General features: G+C 68.1%; 19 protein-coding genes and 1 pseudogene. 9 read left to right on the top strand and 11 right to left on the bottom strand.

The genetic code is table 11. The features are described from left to right. Positions 1 to 55: 55 nt before the first annotated feature. The gene (locus SRU_RS08440; protein WP_011404345.1) at positions 56 to 520 is read right to left on the bottom strand and encodes a YkvA family protein; all 465 of its coding nucleotides are present in this window, start codon (positions 518 to 520) and stop codon (positions 56 to 58) included. Between the two features lie 123 nt (positions 521 to 643). Here SRU_RS08440 and SRU_RS08435 point away from each other — a divergent pair, with 123 nt between their 5' ends. After that, complete coding sequence (locus tag SRU_RS08435; RefSeq protein WP_043552347.1) at positions 644 to 1,591, top strand: L-threonylcarbamoyladenylate synthase; 948 nt, start codon at positions 644 to 646, stop codon at positions 1,589 to 1,591. A 50-nt stretch (positions 1,592 to 1,641) separates the two neighbouring features. On the opposite strand, the gene SRU_RS08430 is transcribed toward SRU_RS08435, so the two are convergent. The 3 genes from SRU_RS08430 to SRU_RS08420 all read right to left on the bottom strand — a co-directional run bounded on the left by SRU_RS08430 (position 1,642) and on the right by SRU_RS08420 (position 4,070). Next, complete coding sequence (locus SRU_RS08430; RefSeq protein WP_011404343.1) at positions 1,642 to 2,799, bottom strand: NAD(P)/FAD-dependent oxidoreductase; 1,158 nt, start codon at positions 2,797 to 2,799, stop codon at positions 1,642 to 1,644. Positions 2,800 to 2,916: 117 nt separating this feature from the next. Next, positions 2,917 to 3,603: a methyltransferase domain-containing protein gene (locus tag SRU_RS08425; RefSeq protein ID WP_164923590.1), complete on the bottom strand. Its 687-nt coding sequence runs from the start codon at positions 3,601 to 3,603 to the stop codon at positions 2,917 to 2,919. Between the two features lie 113 nt (positions 3,604 to 3,716). Beyond that, on the bottom strand, positions 3,717 to 4,070 hold the full coding sequence (locus SRU_RS08420) for a hypothetical protein (protein WP_043552343.1): 354 nt from the start codon (positions 4,068 to 4,070) through the stop codon (positions 3,717 to 3,719). 258 nt (positions 4,071 to 4,328) lie between these two features. Here SRU_RS08420 and SRU_RS08415 point away from each other — a divergent pair, with 258 nt between their 5' ends. The 3 genes from SRU_RS08415 (at position 4,329) to SRU_RS08405 (ending at position 8,379) form a co-directional block, all read left to right on the top strand. After that, positions 4,329 to 6,950 (top strand): heavy metal translocating P-type ATPase, encoded by a 2,622-nt coding sequence (locus tag SRU_RS08415; protein ID WP_011404341.1) that lies wholly within the window; start codon positions 4,329 to 4,331, stop codon positions 6,948 to 6,950. A gap of 115 nt (positions 6,951 to 7,065) precedes the next feature. Next, positions 7,066 to 7,602: a cupredoxin domain-containing protein gene (locus tag SRU_RS08410; protein WP_237701685.1), complete on the top strand. Its 537-nt coding sequence runs from the start codon at positions 7,066 to 7,068 to the stop codon at positions 7,600 to 7,602. Positions 7,603 to 7,734: 132 nt separating this feature from the next. After that, on the top strand, positions 7,735 to 8,379 hold the full coding sequence (locus tag SRU_RS08405) for a class I SAM-dependent methyltransferase (RefSeq protein ID WP_112904085.1): 645 nt from the start codon (positions 7,735 to 7,737) through the stop codon (positions 8,377 to 8,379). 238 nt (positions 8,380 to 8,617) lie between these two features. Here the strand turns inward: SRU_RS08405 and SRU_RS08400 are convergent, their stop codons facing one another. Continuing rightward, positions 8,618 to 9,409, bottom strand: a complete 792-nt coding sequence (locus SRU_RS08400) for a DUF3047 domain-containing protein (RefSeq protein WP_237701684.1) — start codon at positions 9,407 to 9,409, stop codon at positions 8,618 to 8,620. Positions 9,410 to 9,805: 396 nt separating this feature from the next. Between SRU_RS08400 and SRU_RS08395 the strand changes: the two genes are divergently transcribed. The 3 genes and pseudogenes from SRU_RS08395 to SRU_RS16040 form a co-directional block, all read left to right on the top strand. Further along, positions 9,806 to 10,375: a plastocyanin/azurin family copper-binding protein gene (locus tag SRU_RS08395; protein WP_011404337.1), complete on the top strand. Its 570-nt coding sequence runs from the start codon at positions 9,806 to 9,808 to the stop codon at positions 10,373 to 10,375. A gap of 624 nt (positions 10,376 to 10,999) precedes the next feature. Further along, positions 11,000 to 12,550, top strand: coding sequence for a YifB family Mg chelatase-like AAA ATPase (locus SRU_RS08390; protein ID WP_011404336.1), 1,551 nt, complete (start codon positions 11,000 to 11,002; stop codon positions 12,548 to 12,550). Continuing rightward, positions 12,547 to 12,675: pseudogene (locus tag SRU_RS16040) on the top strand (beta-propeller fold lactonase family protein); the annotation flags it as partial. The gene SRU_RS08390 and the pseudogene SRU_RS16040, both read left to right, overlap by 4 nt. 96 nt (positions 12,676 to 12,771) lie before the next feature. Here the strand turns inward: SRU_RS16040 and SRU_RS08380 are convergent. The 6 genes from SRU_RS08380 to SRU_RS08355 all read right to left on the bottom strand — a co-directional run bounded on the left by SRU_RS08380 (position 12,772) and on the right by SRU_RS08355 (position 19,980). Continuing rightward, entirely contained in the window at positions 12,772 to 13,179 is a 408-nt protein-coding gene (locus tag SRU_RS08380; RefSeq protein ID WP_011404335.1) for an ExbD/TolR family protein, read from the bottom strand. Between the two features lie 47 nt (positions 13,180 to 13,226). Continuing rightward, positions 13,227 to 13,964, bottom strand: a complete 738-nt coding sequence (locus tag SRU_RS08375) for a MotA/TolQ/ExbB proton channel family protein (RefSeq protein ID WP_013062069.1) — start codon at positions 13,962 to 13,964, stop codon at positions 13,227 to 13,229. A gap of 30 nt (positions 13,965 to 13,994) precedes the next feature. After that, the gene (locus SRU_RS08370; protein ID WP_112904081.1) at positions 13,995 to 14,831 is read right to left on the bottom strand and encodes an SPOR domain-containing protein; all 837 of its coding nucleotides are present in this window, start codon (positions 14,829 to 14,831) and stop codon (positions 13,995 to 13,997) included. 24 nt (positions 14,832 to 14,855) lie between these two features. Continuing rightward, positions 14,856 to 15,062: an HU family DNA-binding protein gene (locus SRU_RS08365; protein ID WP_043552338.1), complete on the bottom strand. Its 207-nt coding sequence runs from the start codon at positions 15,060 to 15,062 to the stop codon at positions 14,856 to 14,858. Between the two features lie 122 nt (positions 15,063 to 15,184). Further along, a complete protein-coding gene (locus SRU_RS08360) occupies positions 15,185 to 16,882 on the bottom strand; it encodes a hypothetical protein (RefSeq protein WP_237701683.1) in 1,698 nt (565 codons plus the stop codon). A gap of 86 nt (positions 16,883 to 16,968) precedes the next feature. Further along, complete coding sequence (locus SRU_RS08355) at positions 16,969 to 19,980, bottom strand: tetratricopeptide repeat protein (protein WP_237701682.1); 3,012 nt, start codon at positions 19,978 to 19,980, stop codon at positions 16,969 to 16,971. Positions 19,981 to 20,202: 222 nt separating this feature from the next. On the opposite strand from SRU_RS08355, the gene SRU_RS08350 reads away from it, so the two are divergent. Further along, positions 20,203 to 20,439 carry a hypothetical protein gene (locus SRU_RS08350; protein ID WP_011404330.1) on the top strand — a complete coding sequence of 79 codons (237 nt, stop codon included), beginning with the start codon at positions 20,203 to 20,205 and terminating at the stop codon, positions 20,437 to 20,439. A gap of 85 nt (positions 20,440 to 20,524) precedes the next feature. After that, positions 20,525 to 21,274: a hypothetical protein gene (locus SRU_RS08345; RefSeq protein WP_013062064.1), complete on the top strand. Its 750-nt coding sequence runs from the start codon at positions 20,525 to 20,527 to the stop codon at positions 21,272 to 21,274. The last annotated feature ends 18 nt before the right edge of the window (positions 21,275 to 21,292 follow it).

The raw sequence follows: 21,292 nt of genomic DNA, 5'->3' as shown, positions 1-21,292 counted from the left end.
GAGGATGTAGGTAAACATAAACGGCCGTGGGCTCGGATGGAGAAGGGCGCGGGGGCTACGATGATGCCGGAAGGCGCTGTCTCTCCTCCCAGCTGCGGAACTGATCCAGCTCGTCGCGCACCGTCTCCACGGCCGTCTGAACGACGGCAAGGTCGTCGACGAACCCGAGGGCCCCGAGGGGGTCGGGAATGGCATCGATTGGGGTGACGAAGTACAAGAGGGCGGCCACCAGAAGCACCAGGGACGTCGTGGAAACCTTTCGGTACGACCGGCGCGTCCAGGCCACCAGAAGGCGGAGGGCGGCCCGCAGGTCCGTCCACACGGCCGTGAGGGCGTCGGTGTTGGCCTCTAGGTGGGCATAGGCATCCCGGATGAGCAGCACTACCCGAAACCGGCGCCGCAAAACCCGACGGGCGGCCTCGATGAGGGTGCTCGTCACCTCCGAACGGCTCGGCGCTGGGCCCAAGGCAAGCTCTGGCGTAGACGTTTGCTCACCACGAGGGGTCGTGTCGGAAGGCATGGGAACGAGGGCCGGGTCGGAAAGACGCGTCCCTTCGATGCTAAGAGAAGATGGGGAGGAAAGTCAACCGCATCGGTAGTGCCCGCCCGGGCAGTCGTCTCGAACTCGCTGTTGGTTTTTCCTGTGGCAACCACACGCACGACTTCTCCCACGGAGGCGGCCGATCGCCTTCGCCGCGGCGAGCTGGTCGCCTTTCCCACCGAAACGGTCTACGGGCTCGGGGCGGACGCCTTCCAGCCGGACGCCGTGCGGCGCATCTTTGAGGCCAAGGGCCGTCCGGCCGACAATCCGCTGATCGTCCACCTCCGACGCCGGGACCAGATTGGGCAGGTGGCGGCCCGCGTCCCCTCTGTCGCGCAGCATCTCCTGGATGCCTTCGCCCCGGGCCCCCTGACCCTCATTCTGCCCAAGCACGAAGACCTCCCCTCGGTCGTCACGGCGGGGCTGGAGACGGTGGGCGTTCGCGTCCCGCGTCTGCCGCTGACGCAGTCTTTTCTGGAGGCGTGCGACACGCCGGTGCCGGCGCCGTCGGCCAACCGGTCGGGCCGGCCGAGCCCGACGAGCTGGGAGGCCGTAGAGCACGACCTGGCGGGGCGCATCGACTGCATCCTACAGGGCGGGCGCACGGACGCCGGGGTTGAGTCGACGGTCGTGGACTGCACCACAGACCCCGCCACGGTGCTTCGTCCCGGGGCCGTGTCGGTCGAGTCCCTTCGTCGCGCCCTGGGTGCAGTGCAGGTGCCCTCCTCGGACGCGGATGAGGCCCCGCGGAGCCCGGGCACGCGTCACCGGCACTACGCGCCGTCCGCTCAGGTGCGGCTCGTCGAAGATCCCTCGGAGGCCGTCTCCGGGGACCGCCACGCGTACGTTGGGCTCGATGTGCCCCCCCATCCGGACGCCCTCGGGGCCGTGTATGTCGAGGAGAGCGTGAAAGCCTACGCCCACGACCTCTTCCATATCTTTCGGACCTGCGACGAGAACGAGGTTGAGGTCATCTATGCCCAGACCGTACCGCCCAACGGACTGGGGCGGGCGCTCAACGACCGCCTTCGTCGTGCGGCGGCCCGGTAGAACGTTCGGGCCTGTGCGCGACATTCATTTCACTCGGAGCAACGGGTTCATCACGGAGCCCCTGCACCGGCGAGGGCCCCCTGCCGCCCCCGGGTGCTACGGATGATCCACTGCGCGAGCGGCGGAAGCAGCCGACAGCTCTGGACCAGGGTCCAGGCGGCCCCCGGACGAAACGCCGCCGCGTGGATCCACCGCCCCAACCGCATGCGTTGGCCGAACGTGTCGGTCCAGGCGGTTTCGTAGCTCGTCCGGAACGCGTGGGCCGGATGCCGTCCGTTGAGAAAGTCGGACGCCAGCGGACTCACCAGATCCGCGGTCCGGAGCGCCATCGCCATCCCGTCGCCGCAGAGCGGGGCAATCATGCCCGCGGCGTCCCCGATCATGCACACGTCATCCGCGAACCGGGATTTCGGCATGAGGGGGACCTGGCTCACCGCCTCGAAGCGGTCGCTGACACGCGTGAGTCCGCTGAGCCGCTCGTCGAAGGCCGGGTTCTGGCGGAGGGTGGTGTTGAGCATGCCCTCGGGCGACCCGCCGGCGTCCTTGAGGGCGTCGGTGCGTCCGATCCAACAGACGTTGATGCGGTTCCCCTCGACCGGAGACAGCCCGCAGTACGCGCCCGGGGCGCTGTGGAGTTCAATCGTGTTCTCCAGGGCCGCCGCGGTGGGGCCGGCGTAGTGGGCCTTGAAGGCCACGTACGGCGTGTTTTCCGACAAAAAGGGCCGTTCCAACGACCGGTCCAGTCGACTCCTGCGGCCGTGCGCCCCGAGGACGAGACGGGCCTCCACAGAATCGCCACCGACGCTTGCTACGAACCCGTCCCGGAGACCACCACGGATGTTTGTAACCCGGGTCCCGGAGCGGCCTTCGACCCCCATCGTGCAGGCCTTTTGGAAGAGCAGTTGATCGAGCCGGTAGCGGCTAAAGCCAAGGGCCGCATCGGGAAGAGAGTGGGACGTTGTGGCGCCGCTGGAGGTGGTCAGGCATGTCCGGCCGATGGGTTCTGCCCCCGCGGCGCGAACGTCGTCGAGCACGCCGAGGCGTCGAAACGAGGACTGCGCCTCCGGCGACAAGAACTCCCCACACAGCTTCTGGCGCGGATAGGTTGACTGCTCGGCCAGGAGCACGTCGTGGCCCTCGCGGGCCAGTTGGAGTGCGGTGCTACACCCCGACAGGCCACCGCCAATTACGAGTGCATCGTAGGGCATGAAGGGACGTTGGTTGCGAATGGCAATGGGCTCAAGCAACTGGCAACCGGCCGGTTGGCTCCCGACGGTCGCGGACCCGTCCGTCACAGAATGGAAACGTCTTTCGGCGCGGGTCCGTCACGCATCGAGGTCGAGCGTCGACAGGGTCCACCGGAAGGCCCAATGCCACCGGACGGTTGGGACGGGCAGCCGGGCGCCCCGGGCGAGGGTGTGGAGGTCCGCCCGACGAAACCCGCGCCGGACGGACACGGGCCCGTCGTGCTGCACCATCGGGGCGAGCCCGAGGGCGCGGCTGAGGCCCCAGATCCCCACATAGGCGAGGAGGTGCCGGTGGAGGTCGTTCACGAGAAGGCCGTGCCGGGCCACCCGCTGCATCTCCGAAAGCACCCGGACCGCCGAGGGGCCGTGAAAGTGATGCAGAAACAGGGCCGCGTGGGCGATGTCGACGGCCCCGGCATCGTGGGAAAGGGCTTGGGCGTCCCCGATCTCGACACGGACCCGGTTCCGAAGACGGGGGGGCAGGTGTTGGTCGAGATGGGCCCGGGCATGGCCCACCGTGACGGGGTTGGCGTCAACGCCGATGAGGTCCAGGGTGCACCCGAAGCGCTCGCCTCGCCGGGCCAGGTGGACCAAGTGGTCTCCGCTCCCGCACCCCACGTCCAGCAGACGGAGGCGATCGTGGTGCCTGAGCGCCGGGTCGAGGGCGCGATCCGTGGCCCGGTACCCTCCGAGCAACCGGTTGATGCGTCGGAGGTCGCGGAGGGCCCGCGTGAGACGAGCGTCCGCGATCGAAAAATCATCCATCCACTCCTCGGTTTCCAGGCGAGATGAGAGGTCCGGAAGGAGCGGAACGGCCACCGAGAGGGGATCGCGTGGTCTGTCGACGGGATTTCGCGGCACAGTGGGGAACCGGCGGCCTATTCCACCTCGACCTCCGCCTCGATGCCCTGGTCGTTGAGGCGGTCGCGGACCTCCGGGGCAAGGTTCTGCTCGACGGTGCTCGGGACGAACTTGGCGACCAACCAGGCAAGGTATCCCTGCTGCCACGCGGCTTCCGTGGCGTCCTCAACGGTGATCTCCAATTTCCGGGCCCCCTTCGTGTCGACGTAGGCCTCGATGCCGCGGCTCTGAAATCCCTCCTCCAGGTGGTCGGCCATTTGGTTCCGGACGGCCGATTCGATGTCGACCCCGGCCCCGGAGGCTTGAGCGGCACGGGCTCCCATCTGGCGGCGAGCGAGCTCTTGGGCGTTGAGAATTGTGACTACAATCATGACGACGGACAGATGGGCGAGAAGAAACCGATCGGGGGGACGTCGACCATGGGCGCCGGAGGGCCCAAGCGTGACGACGGGATGCTCTATTGGCGCTCCTGCGGCGGGGTTCCGGACTGTACGGGTTCTTGGCACGCCCCGAGGACGCGGCCCGCGGAACTCGGGGGCAATTGAAACCTGGCTGGTCTGCTTGTAGTATAGGGGGGTACCCTATGCAGAAACGCCTCACACGCTGATAAATGGGCCCCGGTCTAATCCATGAGTCGCCCTTCTCCCGAGACTGAGACGTCGCCACCAGACGCTCCCTCCCACGCCCCGTCCGCCGAGGGGGACGCCTGTGCGGTCGAGCCGGTCCCTTCCGAACGTCGGGAGGGCCATTCCTCCGGGGAGCGAGGAGAGCGCCTGACGCTGCCCATAAAGGGCATGTCGTGCGCCTCCTGCGCGAAGAGCGTGGAGGGGGCGCTCGCGGGTGTTGACGGGGTGGCGGAGGCCCGTGTCAACTTTGCAACCGAGCGGGCTCGAGTGGGGCTCCAAAAGGGGCGACAGGTGCCGGTCGGGAAACTGGCGCAGGCCGTCGCCGACAGCGGCTACGAGGTGCGCACCGCCGAAACGGCCCTCACGGTGCAGGGGATGACCTGCGCCTCGTGCGTCTCCCGCGTCGAAGACGCCTTGGGCGCGGTGGAGGGGGTGCTGGAGGTGACTGTGAATCTCGCCACCGACCGCGCCACGGTGCGCTACGTGCCGGGTGCAACCGAGCGCACGGACCTCACGCAGGCCATTCGCGACGCCGGCTACGAGGGGGGTGGGACGGAAGAGGGGGGCGACCGTGCCGATGTGGAGAACCAGGCCCGAGAAGACGAGCAGCGGTCGATGAGGCGTCGGTTCCTCTGGGCGCTGGCCTTCGCGCTTCCGGTATTCGTGTTGGAGATGGGCTTCATGCACATCCCGGCGATGGAGGCCTGGATCACCGATCAGGTGTCCACCCAGACGCTGTACTACGTGCTGTTTGCCCTGACGTCGGTGGTGCAGTTTGGGCCGGGGCGCTACTTTTACAAGCACGGCTGGCCTGCGCTCAAGAGCGGCGCCCCCGACATGAACACACTCGTGATGATGGGCACCTCGGCGGCGTACGGCTACTCGGTGGTGGCGACCTTTCTCCCGACCGTGCTGCCGGAGGGAACCGTTCACGTCTACTACGAGGCCGCCGCGACGATCATCACTCTGATTCTGGCAGGCAATTACATGGAGGCGCTCGCCAAGGGGCGCGCCAGCGACGCGATCCGCTCGCTGTTGGACCTGCAGGCCACCACCGCGCGGATCATTCGCGACGGGGAGGCGGTCGAGGTGGACGTGCGCGACGTGGGGCCGGGCGACGTGGTTCGGGTGCGGCCCGGCGAAAAGGTGCCGGTGGACGGCGAAGTGGTGGATGGCTCCTCGTATGTCGACGAGTCGATGGTGACCGGCGAGCCCGACCCGGTGAGCAAGGGGGAGGGCGACGAGGTCGTGGGGGGTACCATCAACAAGACGGGCAGCTTCACCTTCCGCGCCACGCGGGTGGGGGAGGAGACGGTGCTCTCCCAGATCGTAGAGATGGTGGAGCAGGCGCAGGGATCGGCCCCGCCCATTCAGTCGCTCGCCGACCGGGTGGTCCGGGTCTTCGTCCCGTTCGTCCTGGCGACGGCCGCCCTCACCTTTGGCGTCTGGATGGTGTGGGGGCCGGACCCGGTGCTCACATACGCCCTGGTCTCCGCCGTATCCGTCCTTATCATTGCGTGTCCCTGTGCGATGGGCATCGCCACGCCGATTTCGGTGATGGTGGGGACGGGGCGCGCGGCGGAGCTGGGCGTGTACGTCCGGGAGGGCGACGCGCTGCAGGCCCTCCACGCGGCGGACCTCGTGGCGCTCGACAAAACCGGCACGCTCACGAAGGGCCGGCCCGAAGTGACGGACGTGCGCCCGCGAGATGGATTCGGGGAGACGGACGTGCTTCGCTGGGCGGCCGCCGTAGAGGCCCAGTCCGAGCACCCGATTGGGGCGGCGCTGGCGGCCCGGGCCGAGGAGAGGGGGCTCGCCCTGCCGGACGCGACGGACTTTGAAGCGATCCCCGGACACGGCGTGCGGGCCACCGTGGAGGAGCGCGATGTCGCGGTGGGGGCCGCCCGCCTCATGGAACGGCACGACGTTGCGATTCCCGCCGGGGCCGAAGAGACGGCCGACCGCCTGGCCGACGCCGCCAAGACGCCCCTGTACGTGGCGGTGGACGGGACGCTGGCCGCCGTGGTGGCGGTGGCCGACCCCATTAAGGAGTCGACGCCCGCGGCGCTCGACGCCCTGCACACCCTGGGCATTGAGGTTGCCATGGTTACGGGCGACGACGAGCGCACCGCCCGGGCCATTGCCGACCAGCTCGGCATCGACCGCGTGCAGGCCGAGGTGCTGCCCGACGAGAAGGCCGCGGCGGTGGACGACTTTCAGGCAGGGGGACGGACGGTCGCGTTCGTGGGCGACGGCATCAACGACGCGCCCGCCCTGGCCCAGGCCGATGTCGGCATTGCCATCGGCACCGGCACCGACGTGGCCATCGAGAGCGGCGACATCGTCCTAATGGCCGGGGACCTGCGCGGCGTCCCCAACGCGGTGCACCTGTCGCGGTCCACCCTCCGCAACATCAAACAGAATCTGTTCTGGGCCTTCGCGTACAACGTGCTCCTGATTCCCGTGGCGGCGGGCGTGCTCTACCCGGCGTTCGGCCTGCTGCTGTCGCCCGCCCTGGCGGCCCTCGCCATGGTGTTCTCCGACCTCTTCGTCGTGGGGAATGCGCTGCGGCTGCGGCGCCTAAATGTGCCGCTTGGAGGCGAGCAGGCCGTGGCGACGGCCTAGGCCCGGGGCGGATCCAGCCCATCGGCATTTCATACCTCTTTGCGACGCGCCCGTCCGTTCACGTACCGCACCCACTACCCTTATGATGCCCGTCCGTGTCTTCCATTGGCGATCCTTGGCCGCCTGGCTCAGTGCCGGTCTCGTCCTGGGGCTCGCCGCTCGTGGCCCCGAGGCCGCCCCGACCGACCGCCTGTTCCGGAGCGTCTCTCCCTCCGCCGATACAATTGAGGTCACGATGACGGATCACGCCTATGAACCGTCCACGCTCACTCTCCCCGCGGGGGAACCGGTCACGCTGCAATTTACCAACGAGGGCACCGTGGAGCACTATTTCGTTGTGGGGTCCCTCGTAGCCGGCGACAAGGAGGGATTCGAGCAAAATCTCTTCGAGGGCGTCTCGATCGAGAAGAACAAGCAGCCCGGCGGCCACGCCGACGAAGAAGAGGGGGAGCATGACGAGGCGGAAGAGGGGGATCACCACGAGAACGAGTTCGAGTTGCCGCCGGGCGGACGCGGGTCTATGACCTTCACCCTCCCGGCCGCCAAGGCGGGCACGTACACCATCGCGTGCTTCGAGACGACGGGCGGACGGAAGCACTACGAGATGGGCATGGAGGGCACCCTGCGTGTGACGGCCCCGGACGACGAGTAGCATCCGTAGGGGGCAATGAGAAAACCGCGGGCCTCGTGGGGCGACTCCACGGAGGGACTTTTGCCCCTGGGGGGCTCGTCTGGCGCTGATCCGCACGCGGTTCGTCACGTTGGTCCTTGCTCGTGCCCCCCGATGACTGATTCGTCCCGTCAGGATTCGTCCGTTTCGGCCCAGTACGACGCCTGGGCGAGGGTCTACGACTGGTTCTGGGCCCGATACATGAACGGGACTCTGCCGGTGGTGCGGCGGATGGCCGACGCGGAGTCGAACGAGCGGATGCTCGATCTGGCCTGTGGGACCGGCGAGCTGCTCCGGCGCATCGCGAAGGACGTGCCGGGGGCTGCGTTGAGGGGCGTCGACCTGGCGCCGAAGATGGTCGAGCGGGCGCGTCACAAACTGGCCGACGTGCCGAACGCGCGCATCGAGCGGGCCGACGCCCACGAGTTGCCGTTCGCCGGCGACACGTTCGACGTCGTGGCCTGCGCCAATACGTTCCACTACTTCACCCATCCCGTCGCCGTGCTGGGGGAGGTGCGCCGTGTCCTGCGGCCCGGCGGCCGCCTCGTGCTCCTCGACTGGTGCCGGGACTACTGGACGTGTCGCGTCATGGACCGGGTGCTCCGGCATATCGACCCGGCGTACGAGACGTGCTATACCCTTCCGGCCCTGACGACCATGCTGGGGCACGCCACTTTCGATGTGCCCGATGCGTTCCGCTATCGATTCGATTTCGTGTGGGGGATGATGGGGGCCGTCGCCCGCCCCACGGGGACTTGACGCCGCTCTCGATGACGTGCTCGCCCACCTAACCACGGCATGGCCTGGGATCGCGCTCGTTCCACCGATGCCGACGGTGCCTCGTCGACGACCGGCGAGGGCAAACGCCTGGCATGATGATGCTCGTGGCCTTTGCCATCGCCGTCGCGTACGCCTACAGCGCCGCGGTCGCCCTGGCCGTACCGGGGCAGATGGTCTTCTGAGAACCGGCCCCGCTGACCGACCCGACCGGACGGTTTCAATCGTTCAGGTCCGACCAGTCGAGGTTCGAATCTTGGACCGAGGGGGGACGCCGGGCCACGATGTCGCCGTAGTACGCGGTGGCCGCCTCGCCGGTGTTGTCGGTGTCGGTCATGATGGCGACGCCGTCGATGGGCGGCGGGGCGCCCCCGAACGCCCGGCGGTAGTCTGCACGAATGTCCCGCCGTTCGCGAACCCACGTCCCCACCTTCGTCGAGCCGCTCTCGACGGGAATCATCTGCACCCAGTCCGTGAACGCGTTCGGGAGAATGGTGTCCCGGTCGACCCGGCTTGCCCAGACGTAGTTCAGGGCCCGAGTCGGGATCTGGTCGTACCCGAGGGCCTGGAGGGCTTCGTACTTGGCGCGATCGACCAGGCCAAAGTTGCTCGGGTCGTAGTCGAAGGTAACGTAGAGCCGAGCCGGATAGTCGTCCCCGTCTTTGGTTCGGGCGTCGCCCTCGTCGAGCACATTGGTCACCTTCCACCGCCAGGACAACACCGGGTACCGTTGCGGGTCGAGGGTCAGTGTGCGCCCCAGCCCCGCGGCCCCGCCGTCGCTGACGGCACGAACGACCGCGGTGGAGTCGCCCCCGACCGGTCGTTCAACGAGCCGGTACCGGGTCTCCGTCTCTACGTCCCCGAAGCGGACAGTCTGCCACCCGGATGGGTGCCCGTCGGGGGTGGCCTCGGCGGTCGAAAAGTGCCCGATGTACCGCTGCGGGGGGGCGTGCGTGGCGAAGCCGACCATGAGGCCAATTGCGCAGAGGACGAGCGACCAGCAAGCGGGCAAACGTAGGACTGAGATCATCAACCTCACAGGTGCGGGGGCGAGGTGCGGACGACTCTGGACGATTTATCTGTGTGGGGAAACCCACCACACAATGTTAATCCGACTGGACACACGTGCACTTCCCCCGCAAATGAGAAGTATTGAACAAAGACGGTGGCGACGTTGAGTCCCTGTCTCAATGCCCTTGCGCGTGTGAGACCTTAATCTACCAATTCACCTTACTGTCGTGAAGAAAAAGGGCCGAAGCGCGTCTGGCTCCAATCGGTCTTCGTGGTCGAGTAAACTACTTTTCGTGGTGTCTTAATCACGGGTAGGACCCCGTGACTGCAGCGGGCTTTCAAAGCACAGAGACCTGACATCCTTCGGCTAGACCCCAAACTAGGTTTTTGCATCACTATGGCAAATGAACAGGACGTTTCGAGACGTGATTTCTTACAGCGCCTGAGCGTGGTCGGCATTGCGGGCCTCGGCGCCGGATCGCTGGTATCGGCCTGCGGGGGCGGGGGCGGAGAGGGAGGCGGCTCCTCCTCCGGGTCCACGAGCCAATCCGCGAGCCAGGCGTCCGGGCAGTCGAGCGGAGGCGGCGCCCAGACGGTGACGATCCACCCGCAGGGCAATCAGATGAAGTACAAGGAGACGGAGTTCGAGGTGCCGGCGGACACGGAGATTGAGCTGGTGTTCGAGAACACTGCATCGAGCCCGTCGATGCAGCACAATGTGGTTCTTATGAACAAGCCCCCGGAGCAGAGCACCTTTAAGGAGGTGGGACAGGCCGGCGTGCAGGCGGGCGCATCGAACGAATATGTCCCCGACCACCCTGCGGTATTGGCGGCCACGGACATCTCGAAGCCGGGCGAAACGGTATCGGTGACGTTCACGACGCCGTCGGAGTCGGGCAAGTACGGCTACGTATGCACCTACCCGGGCCACTGGGCAACCATGCAGGGCACGATGATCGTGACCTAAGGCCGGCCCCGCAGGTCCGTGGATGCGGGCCTGCCTCGAAGATTCAACTCTCCCGGGGGGTACACTCTTGCAGTTGTCGACGTCCCCTCTGAGGACGCCGGCACGGGGCGCATCCCCGCGCCCCGTGCCACGGCGCCTCTGGTTCATGCAGTATGTACCGCGATTCCCCCCTGTATGGGCGGCTGGGCGGCCAACGCGTTGAGCCCCGCCACCCATGGCTTGGCGAGACCCGGTTGCTCCGTCAGTCTCCGTATGGGAACGCCCGGACGAGCGCTTCTGTCACGGTGCCGCACCTTGGATCCCCCCACGAGTAAAATTGGGATTCGATCAAATCCTACTGGGCCCGTCGCAAGTTGGGGGAGTCCGGAAGGGAACCACGATCTCCCCACTAGACCCAGATTGAACGGTCGGCCCGGGCGACCCGGCCCCTTCTCGGATGGCAGCGGGGCATGAATCGAGGGGGGACATTCATGCGGACGGCGGGGGCGGACACCGAGGGCACCCGTCTGGCTGCGGCCTTGAAACGCGAAGGCGCAGGCCGTGCCGGGCGAACGTTATGCCCCGTGAAGCCGATGTGTCTGTGGACCCTGCCCGCCGTCCCCGAACCGACGTCCCCGGCGTCTCATGTTGAGCCAGGTCTGGAGTAGCACGACGCACGGTGTTGAGGCCCTGCCGGTCGAGCTCGAAACGAACGTCGCCTCCGGCATGCGGGGCCTATCGGTCGTGGGGCTGCCGCGGGCGGCGGTGCGGGAGAGCTTCGACCGGGTGCGCGCCGCCCTCGAGAACAACGACATTCCCGTAGAGTGGGGACGCATTACCATCAACCTCGCGCCGGCGGACGTGCCGAAGGAAAGCGCGGCGTTCGACCTGCCGATGGCGGTCGGCTGGGTGGCCGCCAGCGGCACCACGGTCACGGCGGACGTGCTGGATCGGTACTGGCTCACGGGCGAGCTGGCCCTGGACGGCACCGTGCGTCCCGTCAACGGCGTGCTGCCGATGGCGATGAAGGCGCGGGAGGAAGGGTACGAGGGCGTGCTCGTCCCCGCCGAGAACGCCGCGGAGGCCGCCGTGGTGGACGACCTCAGGGTCTACCCGGTGGAGACGGTCACCGACGCGTCTGACATTCTGCACGATCCCCACAGCCCGGCGGCGCCGGAGCCCTACACGAACGATCTGGACGCGATCTTCGACCAGGCGCGCCAGTACCGACGCGACCTGAGCGACGTGCGGGGCCAGGAAAACGTAAAGCGGGCCCTCGAAGTGGCGGCGGCCGGCGGCCACAACGCGCTCATGGTCGGTCCGCCCGGCTCGGGCAAAACCATGCTCGCCCGCCGCATGCCCACGATCCTGCCGCCGCTCAGTACCGACGAGGCGCTCGAAACGACCAAGATTCACTCCGTCAGCGGCGAACTCGCGTCCGACCACGGCATCCTCGCCACGCGCCCGTTTCGGGCCCCGCACCACACCATTTCCGACGCGGGTCTCTGTGGAGGCGGCGCCCATCCGACCCCCGGCGAAATCTCCCTTGCCCACAACGGCGTCCTGTTCCTCGACGAACTGCCCGAGTTTCAGCGGCGGGTCCTGGAGGTCCTCCGCCAGCCGATGGAGGAGGGGCGCATCACGATCAGCCGGGCGGAGACGACCGTCACCTACCCGGCCCGTTTCATGCTCATCGCTTCGATGAACCCGTGCCCGTGCGGGCACCTCAACGACCCGAATCAGGAGTGCGTCTGCACGCCCGCCCAGGTGCAACGGTACCTCGGCAAAATTAGCGGGCCCCTCATGGACCGGATCGACCTGCACGTGGAGGTGGCGCCGGTGGACTTCGATGCGATGAGCGCCGAGCGGACCGGCGAGTCGTCCGCTGCCGTACGAAAGCGGGTGGTGCAGGCCCGAGAGCGGCAGTCGGAGCGGTTTGGGGCGGTGGAGGCCCTCTACAGCAATGCCCAGATGGATGCCCAGCGGGTGCAGGAGCACTGCGCGCTCAACGATGCAGGGCAGAACCTACTGCGCACGGCCTCCGACCGGCTTGGCCTCAGTGCCCGCGGCTACACGCGCATCCTGAAGGTGGCCCGGACCGTGGCCGACCTGGAGGCAAGCGCATCGATTCGGGCCGAGCACGTGTCGGAGGCCATTCAGTACCGCTCGCTGGATCGGGAGTGGTGGCACGGATGAGATGCCGAGTGCCCGAAGGGAGCCATCTTCTCGTCGCCAACCGCCGGGCGGATGCCATTTCGGTTTTTGACGTTAACACGGACACCGGGCGGCTGACCTACACGGGCCCCTCGGCTGACGTCCCGAACCCGACCACGACCGCCGTCAGTCCCCTCGACCACGGCGTGATCACACCTTCGGGGCGTGTCGGCGAGAGTACGGGTCCAGAACAAGCGCCACAGCTACCGCGACTGCCCGGCCCGTTCCGTCGCCACGAGCACACGCATGTTAAGGGCCTGAGCCGCGGACGCAACCGTCGCGAACTGGCCGATCCGGGCCTCCTGGTCGGCCCGCATGATGAGGAACTGCTGATCGGTCCGGCGGGCGCGCAGCTCGCTCACGAGGCGCGCCTGCGGCACCGGCGAGCCGGCCACGTAGTAGTTGCCGTCTTTTGTGAGCGACACGGTAATCGACTGCTCCGACACGGGCGACGCGCTGTCCACCTGGGGCAGGTTTACCTGAATCCCCATCTGCGGGATGAAGCTCGAGGTGAGCAGGAAGAAAATGAGGAGGAGCAGGACGACGTCCGTCATGCCCGCGAGGCTGAAGGTTGTCATCGGCTCGCGGGAAGGGGAGAAGTCGAGCGGCATGGCGGCGCGGGCGGTTGGTCAACGAGAGGGGCGGCGCAGGCGCAGGTTTACGACGGCAGCTCCTCGGACCGCTCCGGCGAGACGGGCTCCTGCAGTAGGTCAATGAAGTCCGTGGCGGAGCGCTCCATGTCGTTCGATAGGCGCCGGATGCGCCCCATGAGGTAGTTGTACGAGAAGAGCGCCAGGATGCCGACCAGCAGGCCCGCCGCGGTCGTGATCAGGGCCTCCCAAATCCCCCCTGCCAGTACGGAGGGGTTCACGTTCCCCTGCAGGTTTTGGATCTGCTGGAACGCCCGGATCATGCCGACCACCGTCCCGAAGAAGCCGAGCATGGGCGCAATGCCGGCGATGCTGGCGAGCAGGTTCGTCCGCTTCTCCAAGTCAAAGGTTTCGTGCTTGCCCGCGGCCTGCACGGCGTCCTGAATCTCGGAGATCGGCCGCCCCAGGCGCTCGAGGCCCTGCTGCAGAATGCGGGTGATGGGCACGTTCTTCTCCTCACAGTACTGGATGGCGGCCTCGACGTTGCCGCTGCGCACGAACTCGCGCACCCGATCGGTAATGGCCTCGGGGTCGGAGGCGGCCTGTCGGATCGTGATGAGCCGCTCCACCAGCAGGTAGATGGTGAGCAGGGAAAGCAACACCAGTGGCACCATCACCCACCCCCCCAGCACCAGAATATCGAGGAGGGAGGAGGCCTGCCCCGATGCGGTTTGGGTGGTGTCGAGGGCCGTGGTGTCCACCTGTTGAGGGAGGACGGTCGCGGCGGTCAGCAAAGAAGAAGGCACAGGGGCGAGACGGGGTCGGTTCGAGAAATGCTATTCGAGGCGGTGGGTCCACGCGTCCGACGGGAGGGCATCGGCCCGCTCGGAGAGGACGCGTTCGGCGGTCGACTCGGAGGCATACCGCCCAATCGTCACGCGGTACCACGTCGTATTGTCCACCGTTCCGGACACGACGGCGACGGAGTCAAACTGGGAGGCATACCGGTCCGCGGCCTCCTGTGCACCGCCGCGGGAGGAGCTGGAGGCCACGACGATGGTCCAGTCCCGAACGTCCGAGGCCTCGTCCTCGGGGACCGTCGAGTCGACAGACTGGGAGTCAGAGGCGGAATCCGCGGTGGCGTTACGCCCGGTCTGGTCGGCCGGCGTCTCGGTGGCCGTGGGGGGCGGGTTCTGGGTCGGGCCCAACACGTTTGTCTGGGTGACCACGAACCATCCGGCCCCGGCAAGGAAGAGGGCCGCGAGCACGCCACTGAGGATCGTGAAAGAGTCCGGGGAGCGGGTGTCGGCGTTGGGCTGGGCCGGGGGGCGGTCCTGCGCGAGGTCCTCGTCCTGATCGGCGTCCGACGCCGGGGACGGCGCGGCCTCCTCGGAGGGATCCTGGGCGGAGGACGGGTCGGGCTCGGCTTCAGGGGAGAGGGACTCCGCGGAGAGGCCCTCGTACGGCCGATTGACGCGTCGTTGCAGCGCCGGGCTGGGGTCGAAGGTGAGGGCGTCGCCGTCCTCCCGAAACGTGCCGAGCCCGGACAGCTGAACGCCATCGGACGCGGCGCGCTGGCGGAGCTCCTCCACCATGGTGCTCAGCAGGGGGCGGACCTGGTCCTCCGGAATGTCGAGCCGCTCCGCGAGGAGGGGGATGATGGATGTGGGCATGGGGGTCTGCAAGTGATGAAGGAGTCACGCGCCCGGTTCTGGGGTGAAGACGACCTCGTTGCGGGGCGGGGCGAGACGACGAACGCCGTCCTCCTCCTGCACCCCGCTCGGGCGGTGCTCAACGGAAAACGTGCCGAGGCCCGGCACCTCTACGGCGTTTCCGGTGTCCAGTTGATCCTGGACCACGTCGGTGAACGCCTCGATGACGTCTTCGGCGGAAGGGGACTCCATGACGAACGTGGGAGAATGAATGAGCGGGAGTGGTCCGAGGGTCACCCTAAAAATACGTTCGTGGGGCGCAACATAAAATCCGAGGGCCTGAGGACGCCGCCCCCCGACGCGTCCGGACTGGATCACCATTGCAGCCGCAGGCCCACCGAGAGCTCGGCGACGGGCTGCGGATAGTTTGCCCATAGGGTTGGCGAGTCCGGCGAGAGCTGCTCGGCGCGGGCCACGAGCTCGAGGTCCGCCCCCACGGCGTAGGTGCCTTCGAGGTCGATGGAGACGTATGGGTCAAGCCGAACGGTGCGGGCGAGGCCGGCGTCGCGCGGCCCGTGAAACTCCCCGTGGGCCTTCAAAAAGCCGTCGCCCCCTGCGAATGAGACCGTGACGAGGGCGTCCGCGGTGACGGCGGCAAAGTTCGGAATGGGGCCGTCCACGTCGGGAAGCGTCCCGTCCCGCACCGACAGGCCCAGGGAGGCCTGCACGCCGTCGACGCCCTGCAGGGCCACCTCCCCCCGGCCCTCCAGAATGCGGGCGGCATCGTACCGAACCCGATACAGCCCCTGGTAGGCGCCCTGGCCGGCGCGGTTGAAGTACCGGTAGGTTGGGGCGTACCGGTACCCCGCGGCGGCCTTCATCCGCACCGGGCCGCGCGTGAGGGTGAGGCCCCCCTCCGCGTGGGTCGTTTCGAGGGTGGGGCGGAGAGAGGGGGCGTGCTGGGCGTACGGGTTGGTGGCGTAGAGTGCATCCAGGGCCGTATCGCCGAGCCGGGGCTGATTGCGAAGAAAGAGCCGGGTTCCGCCATTAACCCGCCACTCGGCGTCTACGACGGGTGCGACGAAGGTCGCGCCCACCGATCCGGCGTTCGACCGGGCCGGCCGAGCGGGCGTGTCGAAGGCGAGGACGGCGGCGCCGGCCTCGATAGACACCGACTCGATCGGGGAGTACGAGACCGTGCCGCTGACGTCCGCGTCGTAGGCGGTTTGGGTCTGCGGGTCCTCCCCCAACCACGATCGTCGGTACTGGGCCTGCACGCGGGGCCGGTAGGGAACCGGGGCCGTCGCCGATCCACGGAGGCCCAGCTGCTGCTGGCTGTAGGTCTGCTCCGAGGTGGCAGGATCAAAGTGAGAGGTATATTCGGTTTGGTCGTAGCGCACCGTCGCCCGGGCCGGGGCATTCGGGGTTGTGCGGCGGACCTGCACCGCGCCGCCGGCCGAGTAGCTCTCCCGGTCGGGGACTTCGGCGATGGATGGCCTGAGGGGAGAGGCGCCGTAGAGGGCGTACCGCTGCACGTTGCCGTGCGCCATTGCGTCGACCCGAACGGCGTCCTGCGTGTGTTGAAGACGCACGCGGGCCTCGGCGACGTCGTCGTTCGGGTCCGCCTCGGTGCCCGTGTACGCGCCGTGCACGGAGAGGCGACTGCGGGGCGACACCGGCACCCCAACCCGCCCCTCGAAGAACCGGCTAAAGTACCGGCCGCTGCCGCCCTCCAGGTAGCCCTGAGCCGGCTCGGCGGTGGGGGCCATCGACGACGCGACCGATTCGGGGACCGGCAGGCTCTCGGGAAGGCCGTCCAGGGGCTGGTCGTAGGTGCCGGTATACGGGCGATGGTCCGGCGGCACGGTCGGGACCGCAGGGGGCGTCGTGAAGCCGGTCAGGGGCTGGCGCTCCAGGGAGGGAAGGGCGATCTGGCGCTCGCCCCGAATTTCGATCTCCCGCGGGGCGATTTCGGGGAGCTGTGTCGTGTCGGTCTGCTGGGCCTGCACGGGCGGAGCGATCAAGAGGAGGACCATCCCGGTGAGGCAGAGGCCGATGAGACGGGAACGCATGGGCACGGGCCCGAGACGAAGAGTGCGCATACGGGAGAGCCAAGAAGAGATTACAGCGAGAGTGAGAGGCGGGAGGCGGCGGCCCGCTACGATTCAATTGCCTGTTGTTCTTCCCGGGCCGTCTCGGCAAACGGAGTGCCGCCGTAGGCCTGCTGCACCTCGTCGTACAGCTGAACGGCCTGGCCGGTCTCGCCCCGGGCGCGGTACGCCCGGGCCTGTTCGAGCAGCGCCCGGGCCTCCCACTCGGGGTGTCCGGCGAAGAGGGACGGCATGCGCTCCAGTTCACGGATGGCGGTCTGGGGATTTCCCTGCCGCCGAAGCTGCCGCCCGAGGCGGTACAGCGCCTCGGCGCCGGTTTCCCCATCCGACGCGCGAATGACACGCCGGTAGAGGTCGAGCGCCTCGTCGGTGCGCCCCTGCTCCTCTCGAACCCGTCCGAGGCCGAGCCGCGCGGCATTTCGGAGGGGGCCCTGGGGCTCGGCCTCCAGAATCTGGGACAGGAGGGTGTCGGCCGCGCTGGTGCGGCCGAGCTGCAGGAGGGCCTGGCTCTGGCCGTACCGGGCCTGGGCCCGCAGCTCGTCCCGGGTGTCGTCCTGCTCGGCGGCGGTGCGGTAGGCCGCCGCGGCCTGCTCGTTGGCCCCTTCCTCGAGGTAAATCTCCCCGAGCCGAAGGCTGGCATCCGAGAGGTATTCGCTGTCGGGGTACTGGTCCGTGAGTTGCCGGAGGTAGTTTTTGGCCTCCTCGTACTGGTCGGTGTCGGCGTACAAGAGCCCGAGATAGTAATACGCGTCCGGCACGCGCGCCTCGGTGGAGGTTGTGCGCACAAACGTGCGGAAGAGGCGGAGGGCCCGCTTCGAGTCGCCGCGCTGGTACGCGGCCCGGGCCCGGTGGTAGCGCAGGCGGTCCTCCATGTTGGCGTCCGGCACGCGGTTTGCGATCGCCGCGATGAGCTTGTCGGCGCGATCCTGTTGGCCCGCGGCGTTGAGGGCAAAGAAGAGGCTGGAGGCCGCCTCACTGGCGGAGGGGCTTTCGGGATAGGTTTCGAGGACGGCGCGGTAGGCCTGCACAGCGTCCTTCATCTCGCCCGCGTTGTAGTGGGTGTCCCCGATCGCGTACTGGGCCTCGGCGGCACGGGCCGTCTCGGGGTGATCGTCGAGCAGTTGAGTGAAGGCGTCCCGGGCGGCCTCGTAGCGCTGTTCCTGGAAGTGAATGTCCCCGAGGCGGTACAGCGCATCGGGGCGGAGGGGACTGTCGGGAAAGTCGTCGACGAAGCGACGGAGGCGATCGCGGGCGGCGCCCGGTTGGCCCGCGTAGTACAGGGCCCGCCCTCCCTGGTAGAGCGCGTACTCGACGCCTGCCCCGTCGACGCGGTCGTACGCCGCCCGGGCGTCGTCGTACCGCTTGAGGGCAAAGTAGCAGTCCGCCAATCGAAGGCGGGCGTCCTGCCGGTACGGGACGTCGGACATGGAGTCCCTGTCGTACACGTCCAGAAACCGGCGAAACGACCGGGCGGCGGGCTCGAAGCGACGTTGCTTGAAATACGTCCAGGCAAGGGCGTACCGCGCGCCCGCTCGCTGCGGTGCGTCCGGGCTGGTGTCCAGGTACGCCTGGAATTGTCGTCGGGCCGCTCCGTATTGCTCCCGCTGATAGAACGTGTCGCCCCCCCAGAAGAGCGCCTCCTGGCCCCGGGCCGTTTCAGGGTGAGCGTCGGCGAGGGCCTGGAATTCCGTGCCCGCCTCGCCGTAGCGCCCGTTGCGGTACAGGGACCATGCCTTTTGGAACCGCACCTTGGCGGTTACCGACTCGGGAGCGGCCCCCCGATCGATCGCCTCAGTATACGCATCTAGGGCCGAGTCCAGATTGTCGGTCGCCAGGTAGGCATTGCCGAGCCAGTAGAATGCCTCGCCGCGCGGCCCCGCCGACGAGGCCTGTTGGGTGGCGGCGCGGAAGGCCGAGGCCGCTCGGTCGTAGCGCTCCCGTCGGTAGTGAAGCAGGCCGACCTCGTACTGGGCCGCGGTTGCCAGCGGACCCGCCTCGGCCCGATCGAGGAAGGTGCGGTACAGCTCCAGGGCCTCCGCCCGGGCGCCGGTGAGGGCCCGACTCGCGGCCTCGTAGTACGTTGCCCTGTCGGCGAGCGGATGGTCCGCTGCGCGCACCGCCGCGAAGGCCTCGGCGGCGGCCGCGTGCCGCCCCGCGTTGTAGTGCTGCCACGCGAGCCCGTAGCGGGCAGGAGTTGTGTACGAGCTGTTCGGCAGCTCCTCCAGAATCAACCGGTACTGCGTTGTGGCGTCCTCTCGGCGCCCGAGGGCACTGTACGTCTCGCCGAGCAGGAACAGGGTGCGGGCGCGAGTGGAGCCGGTGAGATCCGGAAGGCGTCGCTGCAGCTCCGTGGCGGCATTCTCGTACTGGCCAACCCGGTAGTACACTTCGCCCAGAATGGTGCCCAGGTTTTCCGAAAACGGGGAGTCCGGAAATTGCTCGCCGAGCCGCTCGAACGAGGCCGTGGCCCGGTCGTAGCGCTCCAGTCGCACCTGAGTGACGCCCCGGGCGTACAGGGCCGCTGGGGCCAACTCGGCGTTGGGGTAGCGGGAGTAAACCTGTTTGAAGTAGGGGAGGGCGGCGTTGGGGTTGCCCTGATTCTGCTCCGTCCGGCCCAAGAGGTAGAGGGCCTGCGCGCCCTCGTCCGGGCGACTGGGGGCCGTCGCGATGGTTTGGAGTTGCGACTTGGCCCGGTCGGGATTCCCCTGATCCAGGTAGTACTGTGCCAGCCCGAGCCGGGCGGTCCGGGCCCGCGGGTGCGACGGATACTCGCGTTGAAGCCGGCTGAGCAGGCGTCGGGTGCCCGCGTCGTCTCCCTGCGCCAGGGCGGCCCGCGCTTCCAGGTAGAGGGCCTGCGGGGCCGCAACGTGGGACGCGTGGGCCTGTCGAAACGTAGCGAACGCCGTGGCCGCGTCCGGATAGAGCTGCTGCTGGTACAGCTCCACCGCCCCCCCAAATGCGTCCGCCGGCCGAGGGGCCTCCTGTTGGGCCCGGGCCGGGGACAAGGCCGTCCCCGCCAGCACGCAGAGGAGAAGAAATCGACGCCAGTGGGGAATCATTTTTAGGGTGTGCGAGTCAAATCCGAGTGACGACGCCGAACGGAAATTTGAGGCCGGGTCCTCGGTATGGCTCTCTCCTACGACACGAACCGAGGGCGGTTCGACCCAGGACGAGCGCCCTAGACGAAAGTCGCCGCTGGCGCCTTCGTTCCCACCCGGGGACTCAGAAACTTCTAAATCCACTCCGTCTCAACCTCCTTTCTCCCAAAAGCTTAGACGCTCATGTCTAATCCTTCGACTGATCCTGCGCCCGGTGATTCCCCGACGTCTTCGGGGGCTCCCTTCGAGGACCCCGATCCATCATCTTGGGATCAGGCGGATGAGATGGAGATGCCCGGCGGCCTGTCGTCCTCCCTCGCGACGGACATGGCCCGTTCGTGGGTACGGCAACACCAAAAGGCCACGATGATCGGGGCGTTCGGCGTCGGCGTGTTCGTCGGGGTGATGCTCCGAGACTGAAGGATCCCAGCCGGGCGTGAAGCCAAGAGACCTTGTCCCCGGCTCTCATTCAACTTCAATTCCCTCTTCCGACCCCTTTCAGCCCATGAGCCCAGACAATTCCGATATTGACCGCACCGATGCCTCGGAGGCGTCTTCGGACGCCCCATCCGACGAGTCGACTGCGGACAAGACGGCACAAGAAATGAACGACCTCCTCGACGAGCTCCGGGCCGAGGTGACGCGCCTGCGGGCCCAGCAGGCCAAGAAGCAGGCCGAAAGCTGGGTGCAGCGCCATCCGTTCCTCGCACTGACGATCTCCTCACTTGCGGGGGCGGCCGCCGGATACGGGGCCGCCCGCGCTACACGGCCGCAGCCGCCCAGCCTTTCGGAGCAGGCCCGTGGCCGTCTGCGCCGCCTGATCGACGAGGCCCAGCGCGTAGCGACCGGCGTGGGGACGGACCTGTCTGAACGGGCCGCCCGCTCCGGCGAAGACGTCCGCAACCGTGCCGAAGAGACCGGTCGGCGCCTCGCCGATCAGGCCCAGAAACAGGGGGCGGGCCTCCGCAAGCAGGCCGAAGACCTGGCCCGGCGCGCTTCCGAGCAGGCCCGACGTGCGGGCACCGAGGCCGGCGAAACGGTGCGCCAGGCGGCGGCCGAGGCCTCCGACGAGGCCCGAGAGGTTGGGGCGCGGCTCGCGGACGAGGCGGAGGACACCATCGAAGAACAGGTGGAGTCCGCACAGGAAACCCTCACGGGCGAGGACGAGTCCTCGGCGCTCCGCCAGTCGATCTTCACGGTGGCCGGCCTGGCGGCGGGCGGCTACCTCGCGGCGAAGGTGCGTCGCTGGCTGTAGCGGCGCCCCACGCGTCGG

The organism is Salinibacter ruber DSM 13855 (assembly GCF_000013045.1).
Lineage (GTDB): Bacteria > Bacteroidota > Rhodothermia > Rhodothermales > Salinibacteraceae > Salinibacter > Salinibacter ruber.
Note: the sequence above shows the minus strand (reverse complement) of the source record. Positions and strands in the feature narration are given on the sequence as shown.

Excerpts from the sequence above, each read along its gene's own strand:
- SRU_RS08370 (WP_112904081.1), bottom strand. The coding sequence starts at position 14,831 with ATGCCCACATCCATCATCCCCCTCCTCGCGGAGCGGCTCGACATTCCG.
- SRU_RS08440 (WP_011404345.1), bottom strand. The coding sequence starts at position 520 with ATGCCTTCCGACACGACCCCTCGTGGTGAGCAAACGTCTACGCCAGAG.
- SRU_RS08355 (WP_237701682.1), bottom strand. The coding sequence starts at position 19,980 with ATGATTCCCCACTGGCGTCGATTTCTTCTCCTCTGCGTGCTGGCGGGG.
- SRU_RS08365 (WP_043552338.1), bottom strand. The coding sequence starts at position 15,062 with ATGGAGTCCCCTTCCGCCGAAGACGTCATCGAGGCGTTCACCGACGTG.
- SRU_RS08345 (WP_013062064.1), top strand. The coding sequence starts at position 20,525 with ATGAGCCCAGACAATTCCGATATTGACCGCACCGATGCCTCGGAGGCG.
- SRU_RS08350 (WP_011404330.1), top strand. The coding sequence starts at position 20,203 with ATGTCTAATCCTTCGACTGATCCTGCGCCCGGTGATTCCCCGACGTCT.
- SRU_RS08395 (WP_011404337.1), top strand. The coding sequence starts at position 9,806 with ATGGCAAATGAACAGGACGTTTCGAGACGTGATTTCTTACAGCGCCTG.
- SRU_RS08390 (WP_011404336.1), top strand. The coding sequence starts at position 11,000 with ATGTTGAGCCAGGTCTGGAGTAGCACGACGCACGGTGTTGAGGCCCTG.
- SRU_RS08415 (WP_011404341.1), top strand. The coding sequence starts at position 4,329 with ATGAGTCGCCCTTCTCCCGAGACTGAGACGTCGCCACCAGACGCTCCC.
- SRU_RS08430 (WP_011404343.1), bottom strand. The coding sequence starts at position 2,799 with ATGCCCTACGATGCACTCGTAATTGGCGGTGGCCTGTCGGGGTGTAGC.
- SRU_RS08360 (WP_237701683.1), bottom strand. The coding sequence starts at position 16,882 with ATGCGTTCCCGTCTCATCGGCCTCTGCCTCACCGGGATGGTCCTCCTC.
- SRU_RS08405 (WP_112904085.1), top strand. The coding sequence starts at position 7,735 with ATGACTGATTCGTCCCGTCAGGATTCGTCCGTTTCGGCCCAGTACGAC.
- SRU_RS08380 (WP_011404335.1), bottom strand. The coding sequence starts at position 13,179 with ATGCCGCTCGACTTCTCCCCTTCCCGCGAGCCGATGACAACCTTCAGC.
- SRU_RS08425 (WP_164923590.1), bottom strand. The coding sequence starts at position 3,603 with ATGGATGATTTTTCGATCGCGGACGCTCGTCTCACGCGGGCCCTCCGC.
- SRU_RS08420 (WP_043552343.1), bottom strand. The coding sequence starts at position 4,070 with ATGATTGTAGTCACAATTCTCAACGCCCAAGAGCTCGCTCGCCGCCAG.